The 24,977-nt window shown below is 68.7% G+C and carries 28 protein-coding genes and 1 pseudogene; 13 read left to right on the forward strand and 16 right to left on the reverse strand.

Going from position 1 to position 24,977, the window contains the following annotated elements:
• Positions 1-37 precede the first annotated feature (37 nt).
• Together ACGHX3_RS06925 and ACGHX3_RS06930 are read left to right on the forward strand one after the other, a co-directional pair.
• Entirely contained in the window at positions 38-244 is a 207-nt protein-coding gene (locus ACGHX3_RS06925) for a PspC domain-containing protein (RefSeq protein ID WP_162336618.1), read from the forward strand.
• 15 nt (positions 245-259) lie between these two features.
• Positions 260-688: a hypothetical protein gene (locus ACGHX3_RS06930; protein ID WP_394696863.1), complete on the forward strand. Its 429-nt coding sequence runs from the start codon at positions 260-262 to the stop codon at positions 686-688.
• A gap of 145 nt (positions 689-833) precedes the next feature.
• Here ACGHX3_RS06930 and ACGHX3_RS06935 read toward each other — a convergent pair.
• The 4 genes and pseudogenes from ACGHX3_RS06935 to ACGHX3_RS06950 form a co-directional block, all read right to left on the reverse strand.
• Positions 834-1,088, reverse strand: a pseudogene (locus ACGHX3_RS06935) (HupB); the annotation flags it as partial.
• Positions 1,089-1,158: 70 nt separating this feature from the next.
• Positions 1,159-2,373, reverse strand: coding sequence for an NAD(P)/FAD-dependent oxidoreductase (locus tag ACGHX3_RS06940; protein WP_394696864.1), 1,215 nt, complete (start codon positions 2,371-2,373; stop codon positions 1,159-1,161).
• Positions 2,374-2,444: 71 nt separating this feature from the next.
• Positions 2,445-3,137, reverse strand: coding sequence for a TetR/AcrR family transcriptional regulator (locus tag ACGHX3_RS06945; protein ID WP_213601504.1), 693 nt, complete (start codon positions 3,135-3,137; stop codon positions 2,445-2,447).
• Positions 3,138-3,234: 97 nt separating this feature from the next.
• Positions 3,235-3,639: a GFA family protein gene (locus tag ACGHX3_RS06950; protein ID WP_394696865.1), complete on the reverse strand. Its 405-nt coding sequence runs from the start codon at positions 3,637-3,639 to the stop codon at positions 3,235-3,237.
• 101 nt (positions 3,640-3,740) lie between these two features.
• Between ACGHX3_RS06950 and ACGHX3_RS06955 the strand changes: the two genes are divergently transcribed.
• Both ACGHX3_RS06955 and ACGHX3_RS06960 read left to right on the forward strand, forming a co-directional pair.
• Positions 3,741-5,003 (forward strand): HD-GYP domain-containing protein, encoded by a 1,263-nt coding sequence (locus ACGHX3_RS06955; protein WP_394696866.1) that lies wholly within the window; start codon positions 3,741-3,743, stop codon positions 5,001-5,003.
• A 250-nt stretch (positions 5,004-5,253) separates the two neighbouring features.
• Complete coding sequence (locus ACGHX3_RS06960; protein ID WP_394696867.1) at positions 5,254-5,685, forward strand: nuclear transport factor 2 family protein; 432 nt, start codon at positions 5,254-5,256, stop codon at positions 5,683-5,685.
• Here the strand turns inward: ACGHX3_RS06960 and ACGHX3_RS06965 are convergent, their stop codons facing one another.
• The 8 genes from ACGHX3_RS06965 to ACGHX3_RS07000 all read right to left on the reverse strand — a co-directional run bounded on the left by ACGHX3_RS06965 (position 5,686) and on the right by ACGHX3_RS07000 (position 12,845).
• A complete protein-coding gene (locus tag ACGHX3_RS06965; protein WP_394696868.1) occupies positions 5,686-6,258 on the reverse strand; it encodes a hypothetical protein in 573 nt (190 codons plus the stop codon).
• Between the two features lie 98 nt (positions 6,259-6,356).
• Positions 6,357-6,872: a nuclear transport factor 2 family protein gene (locus tag ACGHX3_RS06970; RefSeq protein ID WP_394696869.1), complete on the reverse strand. Its 516-nt coding sequence runs from the start codon at positions 6,870-6,872 to the stop codon at positions 6,357-6,359.
• Entirely contained in the window at positions 6,869-7,093 is a 225-nt protein-coding gene (locus ACGHX3_RS06975; protein WP_394696870.1) for a hypothetical protein, read from the reverse strand. The genes ACGHX3_RS06970 and ACGHX3_RS06975 overlap by 4 nt, the downstream gene beginning before the upstream one ends.
• A 144-nt stretch (positions 7,094-7,237) precedes the next feature.
• The gene (locus tag ACGHX3_RS06980) at positions 7,238-7,708 is read right to left on the reverse strand and encodes a group 1 truncated hemoglobin (protein WP_394696871.1); all 471 of its coding nucleotides are present in this window, start codon (positions 7,706-7,708) and stop codon (positions 7,238-7,240) included.
• 10 nt (positions 7,709-7,718) lie between these two features.
• Positions 7,719-8,588: a DUF3034 family protein gene (locus ACGHX3_RS06985; protein WP_394696872.1), complete on the reverse strand. Its 870-nt coding sequence runs from the start codon at positions 8,586-8,588 to the stop codon at positions 7,719-7,721.
• Positions 8,585-10,933, reverse strand: a complete 2,349-nt coding sequence (locus ACGHX3_RS06990) for a putative bifunctional diguanylate cyclase/phosphodiesterase (protein WP_394696873.1) — start codon at positions 10,931-10,933, stop codon at positions 8,585-8,587. The genes ACGHX3_RS06985 and ACGHX3_RS06990 overlap by 4 nt, the downstream gene beginning before the upstream one ends.
• On the reverse strand, positions 10,930-11,613 hold the full coding sequence (locus ACGHX3_RS06995) for a methylamine utilization protein (protein ID WP_394696874.1): 684 nt from the start codon (positions 11,611-11,613) through the stop codon (positions 10,930-10,932). Before ACGHX3_RS06995 ends, ACGHX3_RS06990 begins: the two co-directional genes overlap by 4 nt.
• A 197-nt stretch (positions 11,614-11,810) precedes the next feature.
• On the reverse strand, positions 11,811-12,845 hold the full coding sequence (locus ACGHX3_RS07000; RefSeq protein WP_394696875.1) for an NAD(P)H-dependent flavin oxidoreductase: 1,035 nt from the start codon (positions 12,843-12,845) through the stop codon (positions 11,811-11,813).
• 168 nt (positions 12,846-13,013) lie between these two features.
• On the opposite strand from ACGHX3_RS07000, the gene ACGHX3_RS07005 reads away from it, so the two are divergent.
• Positions 13,014-13,385, forward strand: a complete 372-nt coding sequence (locus ACGHX3_RS07005) for a YciI family protein (protein ID WP_394696876.1) — start codon at positions 13,014-13,016, stop codon at positions 13,383-13,385.
• Positions 13,386-13,466: 81 nt separating this feature from the next.
• On the opposite strand, the gene ACGHX3_RS07010 is transcribed toward ACGHX3_RS07005, so the two are convergent.
• Complete coding sequence (locus ACGHX3_RS07010; protein ID WP_394696877.1) at positions 13,467-14,462, reverse strand: DNA topoisomerase IB; 996 nt, start codon at positions 14,460-14,462, stop codon at positions 13,467-13,469.
• Between the two features lie 7 nt (positions 14,463-14,469).
• The gene (locus ACGHX3_RS07015) at positions 14,470-14,760 is read right to left on the reverse strand and encodes a hypothetical protein (protein ID WP_162336632.1); all 291 of its coding nucleotides are present in this window, start codon (positions 14,758-14,760) and stop codon (positions 14,470-14,472) included.
• 385 nt (positions 14,761-15,145) lie between these two features.
• Between ACGHX3_RS07015 and ACGHX3_RS07020 the strand changes: the two genes are divergently transcribed.
• From ACGHX3_RS07020 to ACGHX3_RS07030, 3 genes are all read left to right on the forward strand, one after another.
• Positions 15,146-15,757, forward strand: a complete 612-nt coding sequence (locus ACGHX3_RS07020; protein WP_394696878.1) for an alpha/beta hydrolase-fold protein — start codon at positions 15,146-15,148, stop codon at positions 15,755-15,757.
• Between the two features lie 96 nt (positions 15,758-15,853).
• Positions 15,854-15,988 (forward strand): hypothetical protein, encoded by a 135-nt coding sequence (locus ACGHX3_RS07025; RefSeq protein WP_394696879.1) that lies wholly within the window; start codon positions 15,854-15,856, stop codon positions 15,986-15,988.
• A 357-nt stretch (positions 15,989-16,345) separates the two neighbouring features.
• Positions 16,346-17,413 (forward strand): serine hydrolase domain-containing protein, encoded by a 1,068-nt coding sequence (locus ACGHX3_RS07030; protein WP_238391156.1) that lies wholly within the window; start codon positions 16,346-16,348, stop codon positions 17,411-17,413.
• 176 nt (positions 17,414-17,589) lie between these two features.
• On the opposite strand, the gene ACGHX3_RS07035 is transcribed toward ACGHX3_RS07030, so the two are convergent.
• Positions 17,590-18,450 (reverse strand): hypothetical protein, encoded by an 861-nt coding sequence (locus tag ACGHX3_RS07035; protein WP_394696880.1) that lies wholly within the window; start codon positions 18,448-18,450, stop codon positions 17,590-17,592.
• 125 nt (positions 18,451-18,575) lie between these two features.
• Positions 18,576-21,320: a winged helix-turn-helix domain-containing protein gene (locus tag ACGHX3_RS07040; protein WP_394696881.1), complete on the reverse strand. Its 2,745-nt coding sequence runs from the start codon at positions 21,318-21,320 to the stop codon at positions 18,576-18,578.
• A 170-nt stretch (positions 21,321-21,490) separates the two neighbouring features.
• Here ACGHX3_RS07040 and ACGHX3_RS07045 point away from each other — a divergent pair, with 170 nt between their 5' ends.
• The 5 genes from ACGHX3_RS07045 to ACGHX3_RS07065 are packed head-to-tail and all read left to right on the forward strand — an operon-like array spanning position 21,491 to position 24,815.
• Positions 21,491-22,393 carry an OmpA family protein gene (locus tag ACGHX3_RS07045; RefSeq protein WP_394696882.1) on the forward strand — a complete coding sequence of 301 codons (903 nt, stop codon included), beginning with the start codon at positions 21,491-21,493 and terminating at the stop codon, positions 22,391-22,393.
• 51 nt (positions 22,394-22,444) lie between these two features.
• The gene (locus ACGHX3_RS07050) at positions 22,445-23,395 is read left to right on the forward strand and encodes a hypothetical protein (RefSeq protein ID WP_394696883.1); all 951 of its coding nucleotides are present in this window, start codon (positions 22,445-22,447) and stop codon (positions 23,393-23,395) included.
• Complete coding sequence (locus ACGHX3_RS07055) at positions 23,373-24,194, forward strand: hypothetical protein (protein ID WP_394696884.1); 822 nt, start codon at positions 23,373-23,375, stop codon at positions 24,192-24,194. Before ACGHX3_RS07050 ends, ACGHX3_RS07055 begins: the two co-directional genes overlap by 23 nt.
• Position 24,195: 1 nt before the next feature.
• Positions 24,196-24,501 carry a hypothetical protein gene (locus ACGHX3_RS07060; RefSeq protein WP_162336639.1) on the forward strand — a complete coding sequence of 102 codons (306 nt, stop codon included), beginning with the start codon at positions 24,196-24,198 and terminating at the stop codon, positions 24,499-24,501.
• Between the two features lie 41 nt (positions 24,502-24,542).
• Positions 24,543-24,815 carry a DUF4282 domain-containing protein gene (locus ACGHX3_RS07065; RefSeq protein WP_162336640.1) on the forward strand — a complete coding sequence of 91 codons (273 nt, stop codon included), beginning with the start codon at positions 24,543-24,545 and terminating at the stop codon, positions 24,813-24,815.
• Positions 24,816-24,977: the final 162 nt, after the last annotated feature.

Raw genomic sequence — 24,977 nt, forward strand, 5'->3', positions numbered from 1 at the left:
TAGACTCGGTCCAGACCACCGCGGGGAGTAGTCGGCGATGAACAACTCGGCATCCAAACCGTTCGCGCGTTCGTTGAACGACCGTATGATCGCCGGCGTGATGGGCGGCATCGCCCACCGCTATGGCTGGAGCGCGACCTTGCTGCGGGTGATCTTCGTCGTCGTGTCGATCGCGTCGGCGGCGTTTCCCGGCATCCTGGTCTACCTGATCCTCTGGCTGCTGATGCCAAACGAACAGGACTGAGCCTTGGCGCCGGCCATGCTGTGGTCCGCCCGCGTGCTCGGCATCGCGTGGGCCGTTCCCAATACGCTGATCGGCCTCGTCGCCGGCGCCGTGGGCATGCCGTTTGGCGCGCGACCCGAATGGAGCCGGCGCGATTTCGCGGTCGTCTTCCATCGCTGGCCGTGGGGACCGGGCGGCGCCATCACCTTCGGCAACAGCATCCTGCATACCGGCGAAACCTTGGAGTCGGAATGCGTCACCTACGAGCATCGTGCCGGCCGCACGCAGCATCCGCGCATCCGCCTGGGCGACCATGAGCGCGCGCACGTCTATCAGTACATGGTGCTGGGACCCCTGTTCCTGCCGGTCTATCTGCTGTGCGGCGGGGTCAGCGTCCGCAATCCGTTCGAACGCGCGGCCGATCGCTATGCATTGACGGGCAAGGGATGGTGGCCGGGCGGGTGACTGACGACGGTCGTTGTGTTCTAACGTCGGCCTGTGCGACCTGATCGACGCCCGCAAGACGCACAGGCTGCGATTTCGTACGCACCAGCCACAGAAACGTCTCGACGCGACCGAACTCGCTCGATCCTGCAGTGCCTCAGCTGCGTGAGGTCTTCTTCGCGGTCTTCTTTTTCTTGGAGTGTGTGGCGGTCTTGCTGGCCTCTTTCTTGGTAGCCTGCTTTGTCGCCGTCTTGCGCCCGGAGCCGATCTTCTTGCCACCGCCGTCCTGCTGGTTGACGGTGGCCCAGGCGATGCGTTCGGCGTCCTCGTGCGAGCGGCCCTGTTCCAGTTCGCTTTCTTCGATGTGTTCGGCCTGGCGCTTCTGCTTGTCGGTATACGCCGACTTGTCACCGCGTGGCATGACGCTGTCTCCCGGGGCGTGGGGAAGCGCAGCGTCGCGCGACCTGGATGACGACGCTGTCAAGACATGCTCAACGCTCCAGGCGCTGGAACGAGAACAAGGGCCACAGGGCGTGTTTGCGCCGCTCGATCAAAGCGCGCAGCAGCCCGGCGCCGAGCATGCTGTAGGTGATGCCGTTGCCGCCGTAGGCCATCGCGAAGTGCACCCGCGGACCCCATTGCTCATGCGGACCGAAGAACGGCAGCCCATCCTCGGTTTCCGCGAAGGTGCCGGCCCATGAGAACGCCGGGGTGAGCGCGAGTTCGGGGAACAGGTCCTTCAACCGCTTCAGCAGCGTGCGTGCCTTCTTCTCCACGCGCGCGTCACGCTTGGCCGGGATATCGACGGAATCGTCTTCTCCCCCCAGCAGCAGACGACGGTCGGAGGTGGTGCGCGCATACAGATAGGGGCGGGCGGTTTCCCACAGCAGCGTATCGGCGAGGAAGCCCAGCGCCGACTCCGGCAGTGGATCGCTGATCACGGCGTAGCTGCTGCGGTTGCGCGCCACCGATTTCTTCAGCCAGTGCTGGCTCGCGTAGCCCGCCGCGACCACCAGATGCCCGGCGCGCACGGTCAGTCCGGTGTCGGTGCGCAGCGTCACGCCGCGCGTGGTGGAGGCGATTCCTTCGATGCGGGTACGGTCGAAGACCGATGCGCCCTGCTTCTGCAGCCGCTGCAGCAGGCGATAGGTCAGACGATACGGATCCACGCGCGCCGCCTGCTGGCTGAGCAGGGCGGCAGGCGCATCGAATCCGTAATCGTCGCGCACGCGGTCGGACGACAGCAGCTCCACCTCCAGGCCGTGCTTCTTCCTGGCAACGCACTCTTCTTCCAGGCTGGCGACATCGCGGCGTCGGCTGGCGTAGTACAGGCTGCGATTGCGCGCGAAGCCGACATCGCGCCAGGCCGATGCGACCGCCTGCAATTGGTCGATGGCCTCGGCGCAGGCCTGGTAGGCGAGCGCCGCATCGGCTTCGCCATGGCGCCTGGCCAGATCGATCAGGTGCGTGTCGATTTCGTATTGCAGCAGCGCGGTACTGGCGGCGGTGCTGCCCCAGCCGATGTCCCGCTGCTCCAGCACCGCCACGTCGAAGCCATGGCGGGCCAGTTCATCGGCGATCAGCGCGCCGGTGATACCGCCGCCGAGCACGGCGACGTCGCAGCGATGGTCGGCTTCCAGGCGCGGAAACGCCTGCATCAGCCCGTTGCTGACCGCCCAGAAGGGGTAACCGCTTTTGAGGTCCATGCGCATCCGGTCCCGTCACGAGGCGACCATGCTCGCAGGCCGCCTGCCATCGAGGGGTGAAGGACGCGGGGTCAGCGCGGCAAAGCGCCCTGCAGGAACAGGTCGACGGCCGCCAGTGCCTGCGCTTCCAGCGTGTCGACGTCCGGCAGGTGCGGCCCGCCCGCAGCCAGGCGGACGACCTGGTCGCCGAACAGGCTCATGTAGAACTGGCCGGCCGCCGCCTTGGGCGATGCCAGGTGCAGGCGGCCCGCGGCGACCTGCTGCTCGAAATAATCTTCGAGCGTGCGGCGGATGGACGCCACCACATGATCGAAAAACCAGTCGCGCAAGGCGGGGAACGACTGGCCCTCACCGATCACGATGCGGTAGACCACCTGCGAATCGGTGCCCGCCATCAGCTGCGCCATGCGGATGGCGACGCGCCGCAGCGCCTGCTGGGGCGAAAGCTCGGTCAGGTTGAGGTCGCTCAGGACATGGATATGCAGGTCCAGGCGACGTTCGAGGATGGCGCAGGCCAATCCTTCCTTGTCGCCGAAGATGCGGTACAGCGTGGCCAGCGATCCGCCCGCACGCGCCACGATCTCGCTGAGGCGAGCGTGCTGGTACCCCTTCTCGGCGAACACCTCGGTGGCGGCATCGAGGAATTTCTCGGCGCGGATCTCGCCGCGACGGCACAGTTCCACCTGCGGGCGCGCCCGCAGTGGCACCGTGCCGGGGTCGGCATCGCTGGAAACGTTTTCCAGATAATCGGACTGGATGCTCACGGAAAGTCCCTGCACACGGCTGGGTGGCGATATTGCGCCAGCCTAGCAAAACGCCGCGGGACTGTGGCGGCTATACGGTCGTTGTTCGACGTGCCGCCTAAAGGTAACGCGTGAACCTGGGCGCTTCCTGCCAGCGGTCGTGCGCGCCATCCACGTGAACGACCGGCGCGGCGTCGAGCTCCTCGGGCGAGACATCTTCCAGGCAGCCCAGGTTCACGCCGTAGATGCGCGCTTCCCCCGGCATGTCGTTGCCGATGCCGAACGGCCGCACGCCGCAGGTCCGGCAGAAGTGGTGCGAGTTGCGCAGGGTGTTGAAGCGGTACTCCACCAGTTCCCCTTCACCTGCCAGCAGCCGGAACCGGTCGGGCGCCACGATGGCCGGCCAGAACCGGTTGCGCCGGCAGATCGAGCAGTTGCACCGGTAGGTGGGCTGGGTGAGGTCGATGTCGGCCTCGAAGCGGACTGCGCCGCAGTGGCAGCTGCCGCTATAGGTCTTCAGCATGTGGGCTCCCGTGCCGATACCGTTCGGGGGACTGGGGTCGCCCCACCGTGCTGGTCGATGGGCGGGAGCATAACGGACCCCCCAACCTGGCGGAGCCATGCATGCTGCAGACCGTAAATGTCGCCGACCTCCGGCCCGGCATGTACGTGCAGAAGTTGCTGGGTCCGTGGATGCAGCATCCGTTCTGGCGCACGTCGTTCCTGCTCGACGACGAACGCATTGCCGAGCTGCAGGACAGCGGGGTGGAGCAGGTGGTGGTGGACCTGTCCCGGAGCGAGCTGGACGGCGATCGCGACTCACCCGAGACTCCGACCCCGGACGCGGCAGGACCGGTGCCCGCGGAGCCGGCCGCGATGTCCCCGTCGGCCACGGATACGGATAAGGATCCGGAGGCCGAGCACCGCCGGGTGATCGTGGCCGACGGCACCGTGAGTCTGGCGTCCGAGATCTCGCGTGCCCGCCGCATCTGCGACGAGGGGCGCGACGCGGTCGAGGCGATGTTCCGCGAAGTGCGCCTGGGTCGTGGCGTTGACGCCGGCCACGTCATGCCGCTGCTGGACGAAATCACCGGTTCGGTCGACCGTCATCCCACCGCACTGGTCAGCGTGGCGCGGCTCAAGGACGCCGACAGCTATACCTATCTGCATTCGGTGGCGGTCAGCGCGCTGATGACGATGCTGGCCCGCCAGCTGCAGCTGCCCGATGACCAGGTGCGCGACGCCGCTCTGGGCGGCCTGCTGCACGACATGGGCAAGGCCATGCTGCCGCTGGACGTGCTCAACAAGCCCGGCAAGCTGACCGAGGACGAGTTCGCCATCGTCCGCCAGCACCCGGTGCATGGCGAACGGCTGCTGCGGGATGGCGGCATCACCCAGGAGGCGATCCTGCACATCGCCCGCCACCATCACGAGAAGATCAACGGCGCAGGCTATCCACAGCGTCTCTCCGGTACCGAGTTGCCGCTGCTCACCCGCATGAGCAGCATCTGCGACGTATACGATGCCATCACCTCCAACCGGCCCTACAAGAACGGCTGGGATCCGGCCGAATCGCTGCGCCGCATGGCCAGTTGGGAGGGGCATTTCGACACGACGTTGATGAAGGCGTTCGTCCGGAGCATCGGCATCTATCCGGTCGGCGCCCTGGTGCGGCTGTCCAGCGACCGGCTGGCGGTGGTGGTGGAGCAGAACCCCGCCACGCTGCTGGCTCCCCGCGTGCGTGTCTTCTACTCGGCCAGGCAGCGCAAGCACGTGCTGATGACCGACCTCGACCTGGCCACCGCCGGGGACCGCGAACGTATCGTCGGTGTCGAGTCGCCGGAGAAGTGGGGTTTCCGCGACCTGGAGAAGGTCTGGCTGCCGTAACACCGCGCCTCTGCCTGCAGGCCTGCCACCCCATCCTGCGGCGCTCCCTGCGGACGACAGGCGGGTGGACCCGTCCGTGGGAGGATTGCGGTGGGAACCGCGACAGCGGGGGCGGCGAACTCCCCGTTCCGTACCGGCAGGTTAACGCGTGCCCTGAACGCATGTCGATGCCGGTGTGCGCGCTGCACTTCCGGCACGTGCCGTCCGCCAAGACACGGCCGAGGATGGCCCGTCCCCGGAGGAGTTCCCGATGTCCCTGCTCTCGCTGATCATGGCCGCATCCGCCGCCACCGCACCGCCTCCCCTGGCCGATGCCGCCACCCTGGCTGCCATCGAGGCGACCTGCCTCGATTACGTCGATGGCCAGCTGGAAGGGGACCCCGCCCGCGTGGCGCGTGCGCTGCATCCGGACCTGGCCAAGCGCTCGGTGATCGGCGACACGCCCGACGAGCGCCTCGGCCTGCGCCGCATGTCGAAGGAGGAACTGGTGTCGCTGACGCGGCAGGGCGCGCTGAAGACGCCGAAAGACCAGTGGAACCGCAGCTGCCGGATCCTCGACGTCACAGCCGAGACCGCTGCCGTCCGACTGGAGACGCCCTGGTTCGTCGACCATTTCCACATGGGCCGCTATGGCGAGCGCTGGATCATCGTCAACGCGCTGTGGCACATGAAGCCGCGGTGATCATCCGGCTGGAGTCGCTTTCGACGCCTTCCGGAACAGCAGGGCGGACACGCACCAGGCCACGACACAGAGACCGGTGAACGCCAGCACGAACGCCGGTGATTCCTGCGTGTCCATCCGTATCGCGATGCCGCCCGCGCCCCCCTGGACGATCGCCATCGCCGCCATCACGCGTGACATGCCGCGCGCCTGCAGCCGGACCAGCCCGCCGCCGATGGCGCCGACGGCCAGTACGCCGAGGAACAACCGGTTGGCGGGATGCCCCGGCTCGTCGACGATACCGACCGCCAGGTTCGCCCACAGCAGCAGGAAGGCTGCACCGATCGCGACCAGGCTGGCCAGCAGATAGCTGGGCACGCGCGCCATGCGCATCGCCATTTCGAAGGCGACGCAGGCGGTCAGCAGCATCGCGCCGAAGACGATGAAATCGCCGACGGTCCAGGCCACGTCGTGGGTGAACCGCATGGCCACCCAGGGCGCGAGCAGCAACAGGCCGGCGCCGCCCCATGCCAAGGGCCGCATCACGCGGATCCATGAGACCGCGTTGGGGTAGGTGTCGGTGGTCATCGCCATGGTCCCGTGTCTGCGGCAGAAGCGCCGGGCACAGGATCGATGGCTGATGTGCGCCTGTGGCGGGGCATGTGTGAAGCGGGTGCGAAGTCCTGCCAGGCTCAGGGGGCGGGGGTCGCAGGCCGGTGCGCGTAGCTCAGCACCCTCGTCACCTGCCATTGGCCATCGCGTTCGCGCCAGACCATCACGAAATCCGCCTCGCCCGCGCAGTCGGTGCCGCCCAGGTCGCAGAAGCGATGCTTGCCCTGCGCGATCGCGCCGAAATCCTTGATCGGGTACACCACCAGCGTGCCCGGCACGCGTTCGCGGCGGTAGTGGCCGCAGACATGCTGGCGCGTGCGGCCGATCATCTCGTCGCGGGTCCAGGTGACCCCGCCGTTGTCGTGGTAGAACTCCACCGCGTCGTCGAAGTAGGCGGCGTGCTTCGCCAGTTGCGCCGGATCGGCGCAGGTGTTGAAGGTGTCGAACACCGCCGTGTCCAGCGCATCGAGGGTGTCGGTGAGCTGCTCCGGCGTCCGCTCGGTGGCGGCCGTCGCCTCGACCGCGCCGCACAGCAGCGCGGTACCCAGCAGGCCGCCGAAGGCTGCTTTCGCCACGCGCGAACGCACCGCGGTCATGCCGACACCAGCGGTGCGTGCCGACCGCCGCCCAGCAGCCGTGCCGGCAGCATCAACAGCGCGTGCAGGAAGGCGAACAGCGCGGAAAAGGTGATGCCGACCAGCCGGAACGGCAGCGACAGCAGCCAGACGAACGGCCAGGCCAGCAGCGCCAGCACGGCGAGTGGCCAGCACAGGACGAACAGCAGGCACCAGGCGAGCAGGGCGACGAGGGTCTTCATGGTCCGGAACTCCTTCGGGCAGCGGATGTCAGGCGTCCATCCTCGCGTCCTGCACTGCGGTGGACCAGCGCGCTGCGACGAATCCGGCGGGATGCCGACGAAACCGCCCTGCGCCCGCATGAAACCGTGCCGCGGTAGGGCAGGTCAGGGCTGCGGAGTCAGCAAGGGCGCTTCCGGCGGCGGCGGTCCACGACGCACCACGTCGCGCTGCATCGCCGCCAGCCGGCGCAGCAGGCGGTTCTGTGTGGCGCGCGGCAGCTGGCGCTGGTCCATCGCCCACATCAGATCCTCGACCAGCGCATTGAAATCGGCTTCGGCGATGTTCACGTGCTTGTGCGCCCCGGCCATGTCCCTGCCGGCGTACGAGCAGGGGCCGCCCGACTGCACGCACAGGAACTCCACCAACCGGTCATTGAGGTTGATGATGTCGACGTCCTTGAAGTGATGCGCGATGCGGGGATCGTCCGACACACGGAACAGCAAGGTCTCCACCAGCGCCTCGATGCCGGCGCGCCCGCCCAGCCCGTCGTACAGCGCGTCCTTCGCCGGTGGCGCGGACGCGCAGCCGGCGATCCACAGCAGGCTGGCCAGCAGCAGGGCGGTCGCGATACGCATGCTCGTCACCTCATAAGCTCAACTGCAAGGACACGTATGCGCCGCGCTGGTCGTCCAGCGTGGCGATACTGCCCAGGTCCGCCCACGCACCGACGACGGCGACGTGCTTGTTCGGGAACCAGGCGATGAAGACGTCGCGCCAGTCGTCTTCTCTGGCGAAGCCGAGGTTGTCGGGCTTCTGCCGGTATTCCACGCCTACGGCGAGGCGGGGATCCAGCAGCACGGCCGCCGATCCTTCCCACAGCCACGTGCGCTCCGCACGCCGGTCGCCGCCGAAGCCCAGCAGGCCGGCCTGGTTGGCGTTGCTCGAACGCAAGGTCGCATTGAGCAGCAACTGGTAACCGCCGGCGGCATCGAGGAACAGTTTGCTGGCGCTGAGATAGGCATCGGTGCCGTTGTCGTCGCGCGCGCCCACCGCCAGCGGCAACGCGCCGTCGCGCAGGCGCTTGTGCTGCACGCCGACGCTGACCTGCGGCATGCGCGTATAGACCAGGTCGCCGGCCAGGCGCACCTTGGCGCCGTAGATGTCCTGCTCCAGCGCATCCCAGGGCAGCGCCAGCCGGCGTTGCAGTTCGCCCAGGTCGAAGGACTGCCGCGCGAACGACACTTCCACCCGGTTGGCGAACGTGTACGACGCCCCGAAGGCGTCCAGCGCGTAGTCGCCGGTATCCACGCGCGTGTAGAACGCGGCGCCCCCGTGCTGTTCGTCCGTTCCGTACCCCGACAGCACGGCCCACGGCACGATGCCGCCGCCGGCCGCACCTTCCACCTGCGTGGCGCCACCGGTCGCCAGCAGGCGGCCCTGTCCGGAGGCGGGCAGCGCCGGCAGCAGCGCGGACAGGGCGCAGGCGATCGATACGCAACGAAGGGCAGGGGTCATGCGTCGGTTTCCAGCGGGAGGTCGTCGGTCGTCGCGGTGCGCTCGCGCTGGTGGCACCAGTCCAGCAGCGCGGCGCTGCCCAGCGGTGCGCTGAACAGGTAGCCCTGCACCATGTCGCAGCGGTAGTGGCGCAGCAGGGCCAGTGCGCGGTCGTTCTCCACGCCCTCGGCGATCACCGACAGGCCCATGTTGTGGCCCAGTTCGATGGTGGAGCGCACGATCACCGCGTCGTCGCTGCCTTCTTCCAGCTGCATCACGAAGCTCTTGTCGATCTTCAGCTCGTCCACCGGCATGCGCTTGAGTTGCGCCAGCGAGGAATAGCCGGTACCGAAGTCGTCGATCGCCAGCCGCACGCCGCAGGCCTTCAGCCGGTGCAGCATGCGCAGTGCGTACTCGATGTCCTGCATCAGCGCGCTTTCGGTGACCTCCAGGATCAGGCGCTCCGCCGGGACGCCATGGGCGGCGAGCCGCTGTTCGATGTAGTCCGGCAGGTCCGCATCCAGCAGGTCCATCGCGGACAGGTTCACCGCCAGCCCCAGGTCCAGTCCGCCCGCGCGCCAGACGGCATGGCAGGCCAGGGCCTGGTCCAGTACGAAGCGCGTCAGTTCGTGGATGAATCCCGAGCGTTCGGCCAGCGGGATGAACTCGTCTGGCGCCACCGCGCCCAGGGTGGGGTGGCGCCAGCGCAGCAACGCCTCGACGTGCTGCACGTGCGCGCTGGCGGCATCGAGCTTGGGCTGGAACTTCAGTTCGAGTTGGCCTCCGGAGATCGCCTGCCGCAGGTCGGTCATCAACTGCAGCTGCCGAAGGTGGGATTCGTCGCGGCCGGGCTGGTACACCGCCACTCCGCCGTGCGCGGCCTTGGCGTCGTACAGCGCGATGTCGGCCCGTCGCAGCAGTGTGTCGGCATCCGCGCCATGCTCGGGATGGCAGGCCAGGCCGAAGCTGCCTTCGACGCCAACGCGCGTACTGGGCAGGTCCAGCGGCTGCTTCAACGCGTTCCACAGCGCGTGCGCCTGCGCCTGCGCCGCCTCGCATCGCAGGCCCGGCAGCATCAGCATGAACTCGTCACCGCCCAGGCGGGCGACCAGATGGGCGTCATCCGACGCGCTGCGCAGCCGCTGCGCGACTTCGCGCAGGACCTGGTCGCCGAATTCGTGGCCCAGCGTGTCGTTGATCTCCTTGAAGCGGTTCACGTCCATGACCAGTACCGCCACGTCGCCGCCACGGGCGATCGCCGCCTGCAGCAGGTCGTAGGCATGGCTGCGGTTGGGCAGCCCGGTCAGGCCGTCGTGGTGGGCCTGGTGCAGGATGCGCGCTTCGCGCGCGGCGATGTCCGCCTGCATGCGGCCGAACGCACCGGCAAGCTCGGCGATTTCGCGACTGCCGCCGGCGACCGGCGCCTGCGAGTAATCGCCGGCCTGGATGCGCTGCGCCGCCGTGGCCAGTCGCGACACCGGTCGGCTGATGCCGCGACCCAGGGCAACGGCGACGGCAACCGCGAGCAGCGCCGCAAGCCCGGACAGCAGCAGGATGCGCGAACGCAACGCGCGGTAGGGCGCCAGCGCTCGGTCGTACGAATCCAGCAGCACCAGCCGTGCGTCGTCGCCCTCGGTGAGCGGATGCGAGTCGGAGAGGTAATGGTCGCTGCCGACGGCAATCGGGCGCGTGTGGTCGCCCTGCGGCGTCCAGGCGCTCGCAAAGGACGCGCGCTGCGCGTCGGGCAACGTGGAGGCATGCACGCGCGTCCGGGAGCCGGCGCTGGTGACGAAGGCGGCTTCCAGTCCGGTCAGGCGCTGGTACTCGCGCGCCACCGCATCGTCGTAGCGACGGCCTATGGCCAGCCAGCCCACCCGCTCCGGCGCCATGACCGGCAACATCACCACCAGGTAAAGGGCGTCCTTCACGACGACTGTCTGCAAGGCCAGCCCGTCGCGGGCGGCCTGGCGCGTGAGACCGGCCAGTACCTCCGCCGACGGCGCCGCGGCGCCCTCGGCGCCGGCCTGCCAGCGGCCGTCGCGATCCAGCAGCCAGGCCAGGTCGGCACCCACACGGGTGCCCTGGTTGCCCAGCGCCGAACGCAGTGTCGGCACATCGCCACTGGCCACCGCCGCACGGAAACCGAAATCGTCCGACAGCACCGACGCCGACGCGAGCAGCTGTTCCGAGCGGCTCTGCTGGAACTGTTCCCACACGCGCTGGCCCACGTGCAGCTCCTGTTCCAGCCGCGACGACACCGCGCGCTGCGTGGCCACCGTCACCACCGCGAACGTGGCCAGCTGCGCGGCCACCACCACGGCGATCATCACTGCGATGACGCGGGTCTGGAAACTGCGTGGCTTCAAGGGGTGCCGCCCTTGGTCTGGCGGAACTTCTCCTGCAGCGCGCGCAGGCGGTCAGTGCCACGCACGTCGTTCTTCGCCGGGACCAGCGCGATCTGCAACGTCGACGAGGCGCCAGCGGCCGGCACCACCAGCGTGCGTTCCAGCGGCGCACCCTCGCCGCGCACGTGCCACACCCGCAGCGTGTAGCTTCCCGGCGGCACGTCGAGGGTCAGGTGGCCATCGGCGGCGGTCTTGCCGAAGTAGGGCGTGTCCAGCACCACGATGTGGCCGATCATCCAGTCGTGGATGTTGCAGCCCACCACCACCACGCCCGGCGTGTCGAAGCGGATGGGCGCGGCCTTGTTGCCGGAGTACAGCGGAATCTCGAACTGGCGTGGCTGCGAGAACGAATAGACGTGATGCTGGATGTTGTCGCGGTTGGGGAAGGCGACCACCGTGCCGGCCTGCACCGGCAGCACGCCCGGCACGAAGGCCGAATGCTGCTGATCCATGCGCGCGGTGGCGCTGCGGGTGGTCGACGGCGTCGCGCCGTGCAGGCTGACCACGGCATCGGCGACCGGGCCGCTGCTGCTGCCCACGGCGAGGCGCACCTCCGCCGCATGCGCAGCCGACCCGATGGCCATCGACAGCAGCACTCCAGACCACGCCCGCCCCACGCGCCGCCATACCCGCATCGTCATCCCCCGTCCAATCAGCCAATTCCAGCAAGACCCGTGCCATCCCCGCGATCCGCCGACGCGACGATCGCGGGCATGAGGCATGCGTGTTCCGTTCCTGCGGGACTGCCGGACTGGGCTGAAACTGACGTTACGCGTCATGGCGGCGGATGGATGCGGTGGCCGCAACCGGTGCCGTCGTACGGGCCGCGATGCCGGGATCAGCCCGGCCCCACCAGATGCCGTGTGACCTCGGCGGCACTCCGCCCCGCCAGCGTGCCGCGGCGTGTCCCGGACCACAGGGGCGAAAAATCGTCGCGACCCTGCGCTTCGGCCGCGGCACTCAATGGCGCAAGCGCCTGCGACGCCCAGGGGAAGGCGGGAGGCAGGTCCGACAGCGGGCCGAGATCGCGCATCAGCCGGTTGACCAGACCGCGCGCGGGCCGCCCACTGAACAGGTTGGTGATCGCGCCTGTGCGCGCAGGCTGCTGCAAGGCAGTCCGATGGACGGCCGATGTGGTCGCCTCCGGGCACAGCAGGTACGCGGTGCCGGCCTGCACCGCACTCGCGCCGGCCGCGAGCAAGGCGCGCACATCGGCGCGGTCGCCGACGCCGCCCGCCGCGATCACCGGTACCGTCAACGCCTTCGACAGCGACGCCACCAGTTCACGCGTGCCGGGCTGGATCGCCAGGTCATCGGAAAGGAAATGCCCGCGGTGGCCGCCGGCCTCGATGCCCTGCGCGATCACCGCGTCCACGCCATGGCGTTGCAGCCATCGTCCTTCCTCGACGGTCGTCGCCGACGACAGCACGGTGGCGCCCCAGCCCTTGATCCGCGCCATCAGCGCGGCATCGGGCAGGCCGAAGTGGAAGCTCACGATCCGCGGCCGGAACGCGTCCAGCAGGTCGACGGTCGCCGCATCGAGCGGGCGGCGCGCGCCCGCCGTCGAGGGCGCGGGCGGTTCGATGCCGTACTCGGCGTAGTACGGCATCAACGCATCGTGCCAGCGCTGCCCCTCCGCAGCATCCGGCTCGGCCATCGCGTGGCAGAAGAAGTTGAGGTTGATGGGGTGCGGCAGCGACGCGAAGGTGTGCAGCGCGGTCTCGAGTCGCGCAGGCTCGAGCATCGCGCAGGGCAGGGAGCCGAGCCCGCCGGCATTGGCTACCGCGATGGCGAGCGCTTCGTCCTGCACGCCGGCCATTGGCGCCTGGATCAGCGGAAGGTCGATGCCGAGCGAGGACAGGATGTCGTGCATGGCGCAAGCTTACGCTGGCCGCCAGCCATCGAAGCGCGCGATGGCACGTCCGCTGGACTGGTCCTGGTCTTTCGATGGAGGCGAAGTTCGCTCGCGCTCGGCTTCCATGCCTGTCGATTTCCCGCCACCTGCTTCGTCGCTCATGCACTCCCAACCCAAGGAACGCCCATGAAGTATCTCGGTCTCGCCTATTTCACGCCGGAGAAGTTCGCCGGGATGAGCGCGGACGATGTCGAAGCCCTGGTCAGCCAGTGTCCCGCGCTCGACGAGAAAATGCGTGCGACCGGCAAGGTGCTGGTGGCCGCGTCGCTGGGCGACCTGGAAGGCTGGAGGACGCTGCGGCCGCGCGCTGGCAGGACGCAGATCAGCGACGGGCCCTACACCGAGTCGAAGGAAGTAGTGGGCGGCCTGTTCATCATCGAGGCGGAGGATCCGGAGGAGGCCTTGCGCATCGCGTCCCTGCATCCCGCGGCCACGCTGGGCGAGGAAGGAGGATGGGCCGTCGAACTGATCCCGATGGACTTCTATCTGGCGCAGTGAGGGATCGGCGGGCGCTTCGGGAACGTGCACAAGGACGGGCCGCGGTTGCGGCATTGCCGTCCGCGCTCCGCGACGGTCCGCTCACCCGCGCTGCGCGCGTCGCAGGAAGCGGATCGCGGCAGTTTCCCACTGGCGCGGACCGTTGGCATGGCGCGTGATGCGCTGGAGCCGGCCGTCTTCCCAGCCCGAGAAGACGCGCGGATCCACGTAGTTCTTTTCGCAGATGCGCGGGGTGTTGCCCAGCAGGTCCGCGGCACCGCGCAAAACGGCCTGCCGCACCTGCGCCGATGACGGGTCGCCATCGGCCGGCGGCGGGAGGGCGGCGAGCGTGCGGAACGCGAAGAGGGTGGCCCCCAGCGTGCGGAAATCCTTGGCGGTGTAAGGCCCCTGCAGCTGCGCCTGCAGGTAGTCGTTGACGTCGCCGGAGGTGATGCGCTGCACCTTGCCCTGCTCGCGGTACTGGAACAGCGCCTGCCCGGGCAATTGCCGGCATTGGCGAACCAGCTTCACCAGCCGCGCATCGCTGACGCGGGACTCCAGTGCCTTGCCACCCTTGCCGCGGAAGGCGAAGCGCACCTCGCTGCCGGCGATGAAGCGCGCATGCACGTTGCGCAGCGTGGTGAGTCCGTACGAACCGTTTTCCTTCTGGTAGCTCTCGTTGCCGACACGCAGCAGCGTGTGGCCGAGCAGGGCGACGACCAGCGCGACCACCTTGTCGCGCGGGAAGCCGGGCAGGGCGAGATCGGCGCGCACCCGGCGGCGCAGTCGGGGCAGCGCCTCGGCGAAGGCAATCAGGCGGTCGTACTTGCGCGCGCCGCGTTCGGCCTGCCACGCGGTGTGGTAGCGGTACTGCTTGCGTCCGCGCGCGTCGCGCCCGGTGGCCTGCAGGTGGCCGCGCGCATCGGCGCAGATCCAGACATCGGTGTAGGCCGGCGGAATGGCGAGCTGGCGGATGCGGGCGATCGTCGCCGCATCGCGGACCGCACGCCCGCGCGCATCCAGATAGTTGAAGCCGAGCCCACGCCGCCGACGCCGCAGGCCGGGCATCGCGTCGGAGGTGTAGTGAAGGCCGGCCAAAGGCGCCTCAGAAGTCGTCGACGTACTCGAGCACCAGGCCGTAGCGCGTGGCGACATCGTCGGCGGTGGCGGTCACGGTATCGGCATAGGGAGAAGCGACTTCGATCTCGACGGCGTGCACGTCGCTGGCGCCGATGTCGTCGGGCAATCCCGCCGAACTGGAATCGTCGTCGTCCATGTGCGGCATCAGGTCCGCCAATTCCTCAAGGCGCTCCACCCCGTCGATGCCTTCCAGTGCGGCCATCAGCGCGTCGAACGCGGTCTGCGGGCCGGTGGCCCGGAGTCTGATCGTCGTCATGCTCTTCCTCTTCGCCGTGCGATTGCGTGATGCATTCGACCTTAAGATGGCCCTGATCACGCCGTCGTGAAGCCGTCGCCCGACCGCAGGGCAACGTTCAGTCAGGGAGATTCCACATGATGCGCCGAATGACCCTCGTGCTTGCATGGCTGCTGGCCATGGCGACGACACCACCGGCAAGGGCGGAACCGCCCGCCGTTCCGTCCGGGCAGGGCACCGCCACGCTCGAGCACCTGCCGGCCCTGAAGGGCGACTACTTCGCCCTGACCGATCGTGGATCCGGTCGCGTGCATCACCTCTACGTGCGCTATCCCGAGGGCTATGACGCGGCGACGGCCACGCGCTATCCGGTGGTGTACGTGCTGGACGGCGCAGCCTGTTTCCGTTGCTCGCGCCGACGCACCTGTTCCTGCACTACGACGAGACGTTGCCGGAGGCGATCATCGTCGGCATCGCCTATGGCGGTTTCGACCCGGCCATCAACAAGCGGCATGTCGATTTCACGGCGCCCGGCGACGACGCCGGCGCGGAGCAGGGCGGGGCGCCCGGATTCCTCGCTTTCCTGCGCGCGCAGGTGCTGCCCGAGGTGGAGCGACGGTATGCGGCGGATCCCACGCGCCGTGTGCTGATCGGGCAGTCGCGCGCTGGCTATTTCGTGCTGTGGTCGGCGGTGCAGGATCCCGACCTGTTCTGGGGGCGCATCGCCAGCAATCCGTCGCCCGGGCCGGCACGCGACGCGTTGTTCGCCGCGCCGCGACCGTACACCGGCGCGGACCTGCGCGTGGCCGTGGTCAGCGGCGCGCGCGATACCGCCGAACGCCAGCGCATCGCGCACGACTGGACCACGCACTGGGCTGCCCCGTCGGCAGGTGCGCCATGGGACGTCGCGTTGGTGGCGCTGCCTGACGGCACGCATGCCGCCTCGATCGGTGAGGGCTACCGGCGCGCGATGCTGTGGCTTTTCCGCGGGGACATCGCGTTGGCGCCAGCGCAGTGATGCGGCTGTATGCCCGCGTTCGGTCGCGCTGGAGCAGTCGGCGCCACTCGGGCACGCAGGGTGCGAAGGTCGCCCAGAGGCGCTCGACCAGTGTTCATGTGCATCCTGCCGACTGGCTGCGCGGACTGGGGCGCGTCCATGCGGCAGGTAAGCCGCTATGCAGCCCCCCAACCGTCGAACCCCATGGACATTGAAATCCTGCTGATCGCCGCCCTGTACCAGGCCGGTTGAGGACAGGACGCCATCGGCTTGGCCATGCCGCGGATCCTGCGCATCCTGGAAACCGAGGACGTGCTGCGCGCTGCTTCACGCTCGACGCTTTGATCGGCGGCAACCCGGGTTCCGTCGGCGTGGGTCGGGTTTCATCGCCCACCACTGGCCGTCGGGCTGGCCAATGTCCATGCTCGGCGGCGAAAGGGGCGCCAGGCGGGCGTCGCACAGCAGGCCGGATGGCGGAGGGAAGGAATGCGGATCGGGGCTGTATTGCAGGGGGTGACGGTCGTGGCCGCGATGCTGGTGGCCGGTCATGCTGGGGCAGCGGAGGTTGCTGGGGCGGGCGAAGTTATCGATGCGCGGATCGAGACGTCAATGACCGAGGCTGGCCTGGTCGGCGTGGGCGCCGCGGTGATCGTCGACAGGCGCATGGTGTGGTCGAAGGGCTATGGATTCGCCGACCGCCAGCGCGGCGTTGCATTCACGCCCGACACGGCGATGAACATCGCCTCCATCACCAAGACAGTGACCGGCGTGGCGATGATGCAGGCGGTGCAGGCCGGCAAGCTGTCGCTGGACGAAGATATAAACGCCTACCTCCCGTTCAAGGTGGTCCACCCGCAGTTCCCCGACGCGCGCATCACCCTGCGCCAGCTCGCCACGCATACCTCGGGCATCAATGATCGGTGGGCCGTGTACGAGCGTCTGTACCACTGGGGAGGCGACGCGCCCGAGGCGCTGGGCGACTTCCTGCGCGGCTATCTGGTGCAGGGTGGCAAGGACTACGCGACGGACAACTTCGTGCCGCATAGGCCGGGGACGCACCGCGCCTATTCCAACATCGGCGCGGGACTGGTCGGTTACATCGTCGAGCGCGCGATGGGCGAACGCTTCGATGCCTACACGCAGCGCACGATCCTGTCGCCGCTGAAGATGACGCGCAGCCACTGGTTCCTGTCGCAGCGGCCGGCGGACGAGCGCGCCACGCTGTACGTCGCACAGGGCGGATTCGCGGTGCCGATACGGAACTATGGGCTGGCGACGTATCCGGACGGTGGCCTGCGTACCTCCGTGGCGGACCTGTCGCGGTTCTTCATCGCGGTGCTTGGCGACGGCAGCCTCGACGGCGCACGCATCCTGTCACCGGCATCGATCGCCGAACTTAGACGTTTCCAGTACACGCCCGGCCACACACCGGACAACGTCGTGCCTGAGGAAAAGAACTCCGGCCTGTTCTGGGCCACCAAGTTCGACACGGCCTACGTCGGCCATGGCGGTTCAGACCCGGGCGTGCACACCGCGATGCTGGCCAACCCGGCCGGCGACGTCGCAATCGTCCTGTTCGTCAACACCTCGGTGGACGATCGTGACGGCAAGGTGTACGGGCAGTTGTTCGATGCGCTGTGGCAGCACGCGCTGACGTTCAAGCGATCGAAGAAGTAGGTCACGCCTCGCGCCGCGCCGCCAAACGCAGCTTCACCCGCGGGTTGGAACCCGATCCGACACCACCGGCGTGAAGGCGCAGTCGCTCAATGCCCACCCTGTGACGCTACGACGCAGGCGGAAGGGTGCCATGGCCGCCGCTCAGGTGGGCATGACCCGATCGGGTCGAACCGCTTTCACTGGGAATTGGCGATCAGCACCCCGACGGCCAGGCCCAATCCCAGCACGCCGATGGCCAGGGCCAGGTAGCCGGCATTGCCGAGAAGCCGCTGCAGCAAGCGTTTCCTTTCATGCGCTTGCGAGGCTTCGAAGCTCGCAAACTCGACAACGCCGCCCGCAGAGGTGTTGTGGAACTCGTAGCGCGCAAGGGAATTGCCCGTCTTGCGTGCCAATGCGAACAGGACGATGCCGATGCCCAGCGGAATCAACGAGAAGCCCCCGAGCACGATGGGCAGCTTCTTCCGGAATTCGCGCCCGCGGCCGGCGCGTCCGGCTTCATGGCGCTCACTCTGGTAGTCGGCGAACCGCTGACGGCTGCCGCCCACGCCGGTCAGGTCCACGAACCGATCCTGATACCCGGGCGGAAAATACCGTTGGGCCGTCTCCCGCGCCGCTTGCGGACTCGCCTTGAAGTAGTTCTTTTCCCTTGCGAAGCGCTGGCGGCGGCACGTATCGAACAGGTTGTCCAGGTAGCCGCACTTCTTGCGCCAGTCGGGATAGGCCTGCATTTTTTCGTCGATGGAACGATACGCCCGGCTGTACGCGTCGAGCAGCTCTCGGGCAGGCCCAGATGCCTGGGACACGTTGCCGCTGCTGCTCGCGGTGTGCGCCAGGGCACTGTGCAGCATCATCAGCCGTCCCGCCTGACGTCCGGCTAGGTCGTCGGGTTCGGCGTCCCCGGCGGTTGCCAGAAGGTCGGACTGGACCTGCGCTGCGGAAGGATAGTGCGCCAGGGCAGCAGCATCTTCGTCATTCGCCCATGCCAGCCCTGCCTGTCCGCCCAGCATGGCGAACATCAACACCGCGCCGATCTTCATATTTTCCCCTGGTGAGTGATGCCATTCCGGCAATGGCCGGCTTCTGCGAACCCGTATCGCCGGGCAGTGGATTCAAGCCGGGCGCCCCAAACCGTTTTGCGGATGGAAGTCCGCCGGATACCGGTTCAGTTCCCGGCGGCTCCCGTGCCGCCCAACAGACGCTGCCACGCGGCCATTTCGTCTTCCTCGGGCGTACCCAACTCGCCCAGCGCCGCCACCGCCGCGACCAGCAGCGGGCGACCTTCCTGGGTGCGCCCGGACTGCATCAGGATCTGGCCCCGCAGCGCCTGCAGCCGGTGTTCCCACCCGGGCGTGGAGTCGCCGGCGGTCAGCGCCGGCACGCTGAGGCCATCGACCATCTCGAGCGCGTCGGCATACCGGCCTTCGGTGGCGAGGTGGCCGGCGAGCGCATAGCGGAAGCTGTGCGCGGCGACGTTGTCCTGGCCGAAATGCCGGCGCAGGCCGCTTTCCGCCCGGCGCAGGTAGTCGAGGCCGGCCTGGCGGTCGCCACAGGCGTACTCCTTGAACCCCAGGTTGCCCGTTTCGATCAACGTCGCCTGGCGCTCCTCGCCGTAACGCTTCGCCATGCGTTCGCGCACCGTGCGCGCGATGGGCAGCGCCTTCGGGCAGTCGTCGGCGTAGTCGTGGATGCTGGCGACCAGCGACAGCTGCACCAGCGTGGTGTAGTCGTCAGGGCCGAGGATGCGCTCGGTGGTCGCGGCCGCGGTCTGCGCGATGGGCAGCGCTTCGGCGTAGCGGCCCATGTTGCGAAGCGCTCGCGCCAGCATCACGCGGTAGCCGGCGACGGTGGACTCGCCGATGCGCTTTGCGTCCAGCAAGGGATCGGCCAGCAGCTGCTGCAACAACGGCACGGCTTCCTCGGCCTTGCCGGAGCGGAGCAGGGCGTCGGCGATGTTGGAGCGGATCAGAGCGGCCATCGAGGCGTCGTCGGGACGCAGGGCGCGCTGCAACGCATCCGCGCGGCGGTGCGCGACGAGCGAAGGTTCGATTTCCAGTTGCTGGAAGTGGAACTGGCCGCGCGCGATGGCAGCGTACAGCGCGACGACGTTCCGGCCTTCCAGCCGCGTGCGGCCGGCAAGGCGGTCGGCTTCGCGGAGCTGGCGCTCGGCTTCGGTAAACGATTCGCGCGTGCCGGCATAGGCCAGCGTGCGCACCAGTCCATAGCGGGTGACCAGGGTCTGTTCGTCATCCACGCCGAAGGCGCGGCCGTAGTCCTGCACCGCCTGCCGCAGGTGGCTGGCGGCGCGCTCGCGATCGCCGAGCGTGCGCCAGGCATCGCCCAGTGCCGCATGGATGCCGCCGCGCACCGCCGGGTCCTGGCTGAAGCGGGCGGCCAGCGGCGCACCCGCCTGTTCGAGCATCTGCCGCACGGTCGGGTCGCGCTCGAAGCCGGCGCCGCCCGGGCTCAGCGCGCCGATCAGATCGTCGCTGAGGAAACGCGTGACCGCTTCCGCGCGCGCGGCCTGCATCGCGGCGCTCTGGCGCTGCTGTTCGCTGCGGTACCAGAACAGTGAGCTTGCCAGCAGGCCTGCGCTGAGCAGCGCGAAGCTGGCGATGATCCACGGGCGACGCGCACGCGTGCGTTCCAGGGCGCGCTGCGCATGCTGGGCCTGGCGCGCCGCCGCCTGCTGTTCGTCGTCGCGTGCGCGTCGCTGCGGCAACGAGGACAGGCGGTCGATCAGGTCCGCCACGCTGCCGATGCGTCGTGCGGGATCGCCGTCGGTGGCGCGGCCGATATCCTCGACCAGCAGCGGGTCGTCGATATCGCGCTCCCAGCCCGGCGCCATCGGACGACGCAGGTCGCCCACCAGCCACTGGTACAGCAGCACGCCGAGCGCATAGACGTCGCTGCGCACGGTGGCCGGCTGGCCGGCGACCAGCTCCGGTGCCAGATAAAGCGGTGTGCCCGAACTGTCGCTGCCGGCGGTGGTGACCGTCATGCCCATGCCGGTGATGCCGAGTTCGGCCAGCCGCTCCGGTTGCAGCAGGCGGCTGTTGCCGAAGTCGGTGAGGCAGGGCTGCCAGCGCTCGTCCTGGCGGGCGCGCACCAGCACGTTGTCCGGCTTGATGTCCTTGTGCAGCACGCCCACGCCGTGCGCGGCATCGACTGCCGCGGCGACCTGCAGGAAGAACGCCAGCTTGCGCGCGCGGTCCCAACCGAGCGCGCCATGCTCCGCGGCCCAGTCGGGCAGTGCCTGTCCGCCGTACTCGCATTCCAGGAAGTACGGCTCGGTTTCGAAGTTCCAGTCCAGCACGCGAACGAAATCGTCGCGCTCGCCCAGCGTGTCGCGCAGCACGCGCATCAGCGTGGCTTCGCGCTTGATGGTGGCCAGGCGCTCGCCGCCCACGCTGAACTTGAACACGCGCGCATCGCGGCTGCGCGGTTGGCGCGCCAGCCAGACTTCGCTGCCCAGGGTGCGGCCGAGCGGGCGCTCGAGCAGGAAGTGTTCGCGACCGGGCACCGGCTGGCCGGCAGCGAAGCTCAGTGCAGTGCCCAGCCGCTGGCCCTGCGCGACGCGCTCGACGGGACCGTCCAGGCGGTAGCCCACGCGCGGGACGGTGGCGATGCGGTCCTCGCCGGCCGCGTCGAGCGCCTTGCGCAGTTTGCCGATGGCGGTGGCGAGCACGTGGTCGACGGTGACCCGGCCGGTCCAGACCTGGTCGAACAGTTCCTCCTTGGTCACCACCTCGCCGACATGGCGCAGCAGCACCGACAGCACCTGCAGCGGCTTGTGCTCGATGTCGACCGCCAGGCCGGCGACGCGCAGTTCATGACGGGCCTCGTCGAACTCGACGGTGCCGAAGCGCCATCGGTAGAGCCGGGCATCGGGGGGCGGGGAGGGGGGCATGCGACCGATGATAACGCCGGTTACGGCGCCCATTGCGGGGCGGGAAACCCCGTCGCGGCGCGCTTGAAGGTTTCTTGAAGTCCGCATGAGGACGCCCGTGGCGACCTCCCGGCAGTCTCGTTCCCAAGCCCCGGCCACGCGTCGGTCGGGGCATCCAGCGAGGCCGGGTGATGCGGACAGGAAACAGCAGTCGAGGGGGGTGGAGCCGGCTTGCCCTGTCGCTGGCGTGGCTGGGCGCCGTCGCGATGGCGCCGGCCGCGGCCCAGTCCACGTCCACGTCCACGTCCGACCCGCGCAGCGTGGTGGGGCCCTGGGTGGGCACCTATGTCTGTGCGCAGGGCCTGACCGGCCTGACCCTCAGCATCGCCGAGGCGACGCCCACGCAGGCACGCGCGCTGTTCCACTTCTATGCGGACCCGCGCAACCCGCGGGTGCCGACCGGCTGCTTCACGATGAGCGGCCAGTACGACCCGGCGTCCGGCCGGCTTCAACTCAAGGGCGGTGACTGGCTGCTCAAGCCCGGCGGGTACCGGGTGGTGCATTTCGATGGACACGTCGATGCCGAAGGCCGGCGATTCACCGGCAAGGTCAGTGGTGCGCCCGCGTGCAAGCAGTTCGACTTGGCCCGTGGTCCCTCGCCGGCGACGCCGCCGGCCACCTGCGCGATCGCCATGCCGGTGGCGCAGGCCGACCTGCAGGATGCCGGGCGCCTCGGCGACGCGCTGGCGAACGCGGGCCGTGTCGACCTGAACATCCTGTTCGACTTCGCGCAGGCGACGATCCGCCCCGACAGCGTGCCGCAGCTCGACGAACTGGGTCGGACCCTGCTGACGCCCGCGCTGTCCGCGCGCCGCATCGGCATCCACGGCCATACCGATGCCGTCGGCAATGCGGACGCCAACCTGCAGCTGTCGCGCCAGCGCGCGGCCGCCGTCGCCGCCTACCTGCAGCACGCGTTCGGCATCGCACCGCAACGCCTCGATGTGCAGGGCTTCGGCAAGACACGCCTCAAGCAGCCAGGCAATCCCGGGGCGGAAGCCAACCGCCGGGTCGAGATCGTGCTGCTGGAGTGAACCGTTCGGTCCACGCAACCCCCGCCACCCATCCCAGAGAAGGAAACCCCGATGACGAAGACCTTGCCCTTGCTGGCCCTGTCCGTCCTGCTGCTGTCCGCGTGCGGCGGCAGCGACACCGACCTGGCGGACGGCCAGGAAGAGATGGGCGTGCCGGTCGACGAACTGGAGGAAGCGGCCGCCGCCGCGCCCGACGGAACCGCGCCATTGCGTTGTCCGCCGAAAGTCCGCAAGAGCCTGGTGGGCCCGGACATCACCGGCCTGCGGCCGGGCATGACGCGGGAAGAGGCGCTGTCCACCGTGCGTTGCAACCTGGGTGAGGACGCCATCGTGACCGAGGAGAAGCGCTGGCTGGATCGCCTGGACACCTATGGCGTGGAACTCGGCACGCAGTTCTTCACCGTCGAAAGGGGCAGTTACCGGCCCTGCAACTTCGCGCGCGAGTGGCAGGAGTGCCGTGGCAAGTTCAAGTGGGAACACACCGACGAGATCGTCAGCGTCGCCACGCCGGGCGTGCCCGGCAAGGAGACGGCGGTGGCCATCTGGCGCACGCAGAAGTTCCGCGACGGCCAGATGCCGTCGGTGGACGCCACGCTGGACGCGTTGACCGGCAAGTACGGCCAGCCACAGGTACGGGAGAGCGACGATTCGCCGCGCGGCTACTCGGCCGGCACGCGCGATCTGCAGTGGATCTACGACCGCGCCGGCAATCCGCTGTCCGAAGCCAATCCGCTGTTCAACCAGTGCCGCAACGGGGTCTATGCGGCCAGCGACAACACCAGTGCGCGCTGGACCCAGGGGTGCGGCCTGAACATCAGTGCGCGGGTCGTGCTCAGCGGCAAGAACCCCGGCCTGGTGATGGAGTTCCATACCGCGATGATCCAGCAGAGCGACACCTACGCGCTGGTGGAGGGGATGGGCGCGGAACTGCAGCGGATCGGCCAGGCGCGTCGCGACGCGGAGGTCAAGGAGGCCGGCGATGCCAACGACGTCAGCCTCTGATCGCCGCGCGCGCGGCGCCGCATACTTCGCCTTGGCGCTCGCCACGCTGCTTTCCGCCTGCGGCGATCGCCAGGAGGCGTCGTCTGCCGCACCGGGCGAGGCAGGCGGATCGCCCGCGCCAGAGGCGCCTTCCGCTGCACCGGCGACGGCCGCAGGCTCGGCCACGCCATCCGCTTCGCCCTCCGCAACGCCACCTTCCACGTTCGGCGAGCGCCAACTCGATCATCCGGACGATCTGCAGATGCTGATGCTGGCCTATCGCCTGGAAGGGCGCGAGCCGCCGATCGCCACCTGGGCGGGCCAGCAGTCGCGCGTGGCCTATGCCGACGAGTTCCAGCGCCCCGCGCTGTTGCAGGACGAACAGGGACGTCTCCAGGCGATCTACGACGGCACCGCCGAGGTGGGACGTCTGCGCATGAACGTCCGGGCCCACTTCGGCGAGTACGACAGCGCACGTGGCGGCTATTACCTGGACGCCTTCATGCCGGGCAGCGTGTTCCATTTCACTGCGCAGCCGTCGCCGTCCGAACGCGCGCAGCGGATCAGCCTGCAGGTCGACAATCCGGAAGAACTCAATTTCTGGCCGCTCGACGCCGCCGCCGCACAGGACGTGCTGACCCGGAACGGCGGGCTGCGCGACGTCGTGCTGGACAGCCGCCTGCGCATCACCGGGATCAACCGCCGCAGCGAGGGGCCGGTGATTACCGCGCGCCTGGAAGGTTACGCGATCGGCAACGACCGCTACGGACGTCCCGTGTCGCTGGGCGAGCGGCGGTTCTCGCCGGCGGGAGGCCCATGACATGACGATCCTGCGGACAGGAGGGCTGGCGTGCCTGGTACTGCTGTTGGCTGCCTGTGGCAGCGGCATGCAGGGCACCTACGAAGATGCGATGGGCCTGAGCCGGTTGCGGTTCGATCGCGATGGGTCGGTGGTCCAGACCGCGGCGCTGGGCGGCGTCGAAGTGCGATTGCGCTACGAGGTGGAAGACGACCGCGTGCGGCTGTCGCATCCCGACATCGACGGCGCGGCGCTGGTGCTCACGCGTGTGGACGAGAACACGCTCTCCGGCCCCATGGGGGTCACCTACAGGCGGGTGGCGGACTGAGCGCCGCACGACCGATCACGACTTCAACAGGAGAAACCACAATGAGGGACTGGCTGTATTTCGATGCGATGGTGACGCCGAAGATCATCACCTTCATCTACTGGATCCTGCTGGCAGGCGCGGCCCTGTCTGGCCTGGTCCTGATGGTGAAGGGCTTCGGGATGATGCGCTATTCGGGCTTCGCCGGCTTCGGCATGGTAGTGGCGGCGCCGATCCTGGCCACGCTGTCCGCGCTGCTGGCACGCATCTACTGCGAAATCATGATCGTGCTGTTCAAGATCAACGAAGCGCTGCAGGACATCCGCAGGAAATAGGCCGCGCGATGCCAGCGCACCTTCCGTCGCACGCATCGCCGTCGCCCTGGGGGCGTCGGCGGCCGTGCGCGCCATTCCACGACAGGGGATCAGACATGGCGACACATTCTTCCGTGCCTGGAAACAGGGTTGAACATGCCGGCGGACCGGGCGCAGTGCTCG

Source organism: Pseudoxanthomonas japonensis (genome assembly GCF_043632995.1).
Classification (GTDB): Bacteria; Pseudomonadota; Gammaproteobacteria; order Xanthomonadales; family Xanthomonadaceae; genus Pseudoxanthomonas_A; species Pseudoxanthomonas_A japonensis.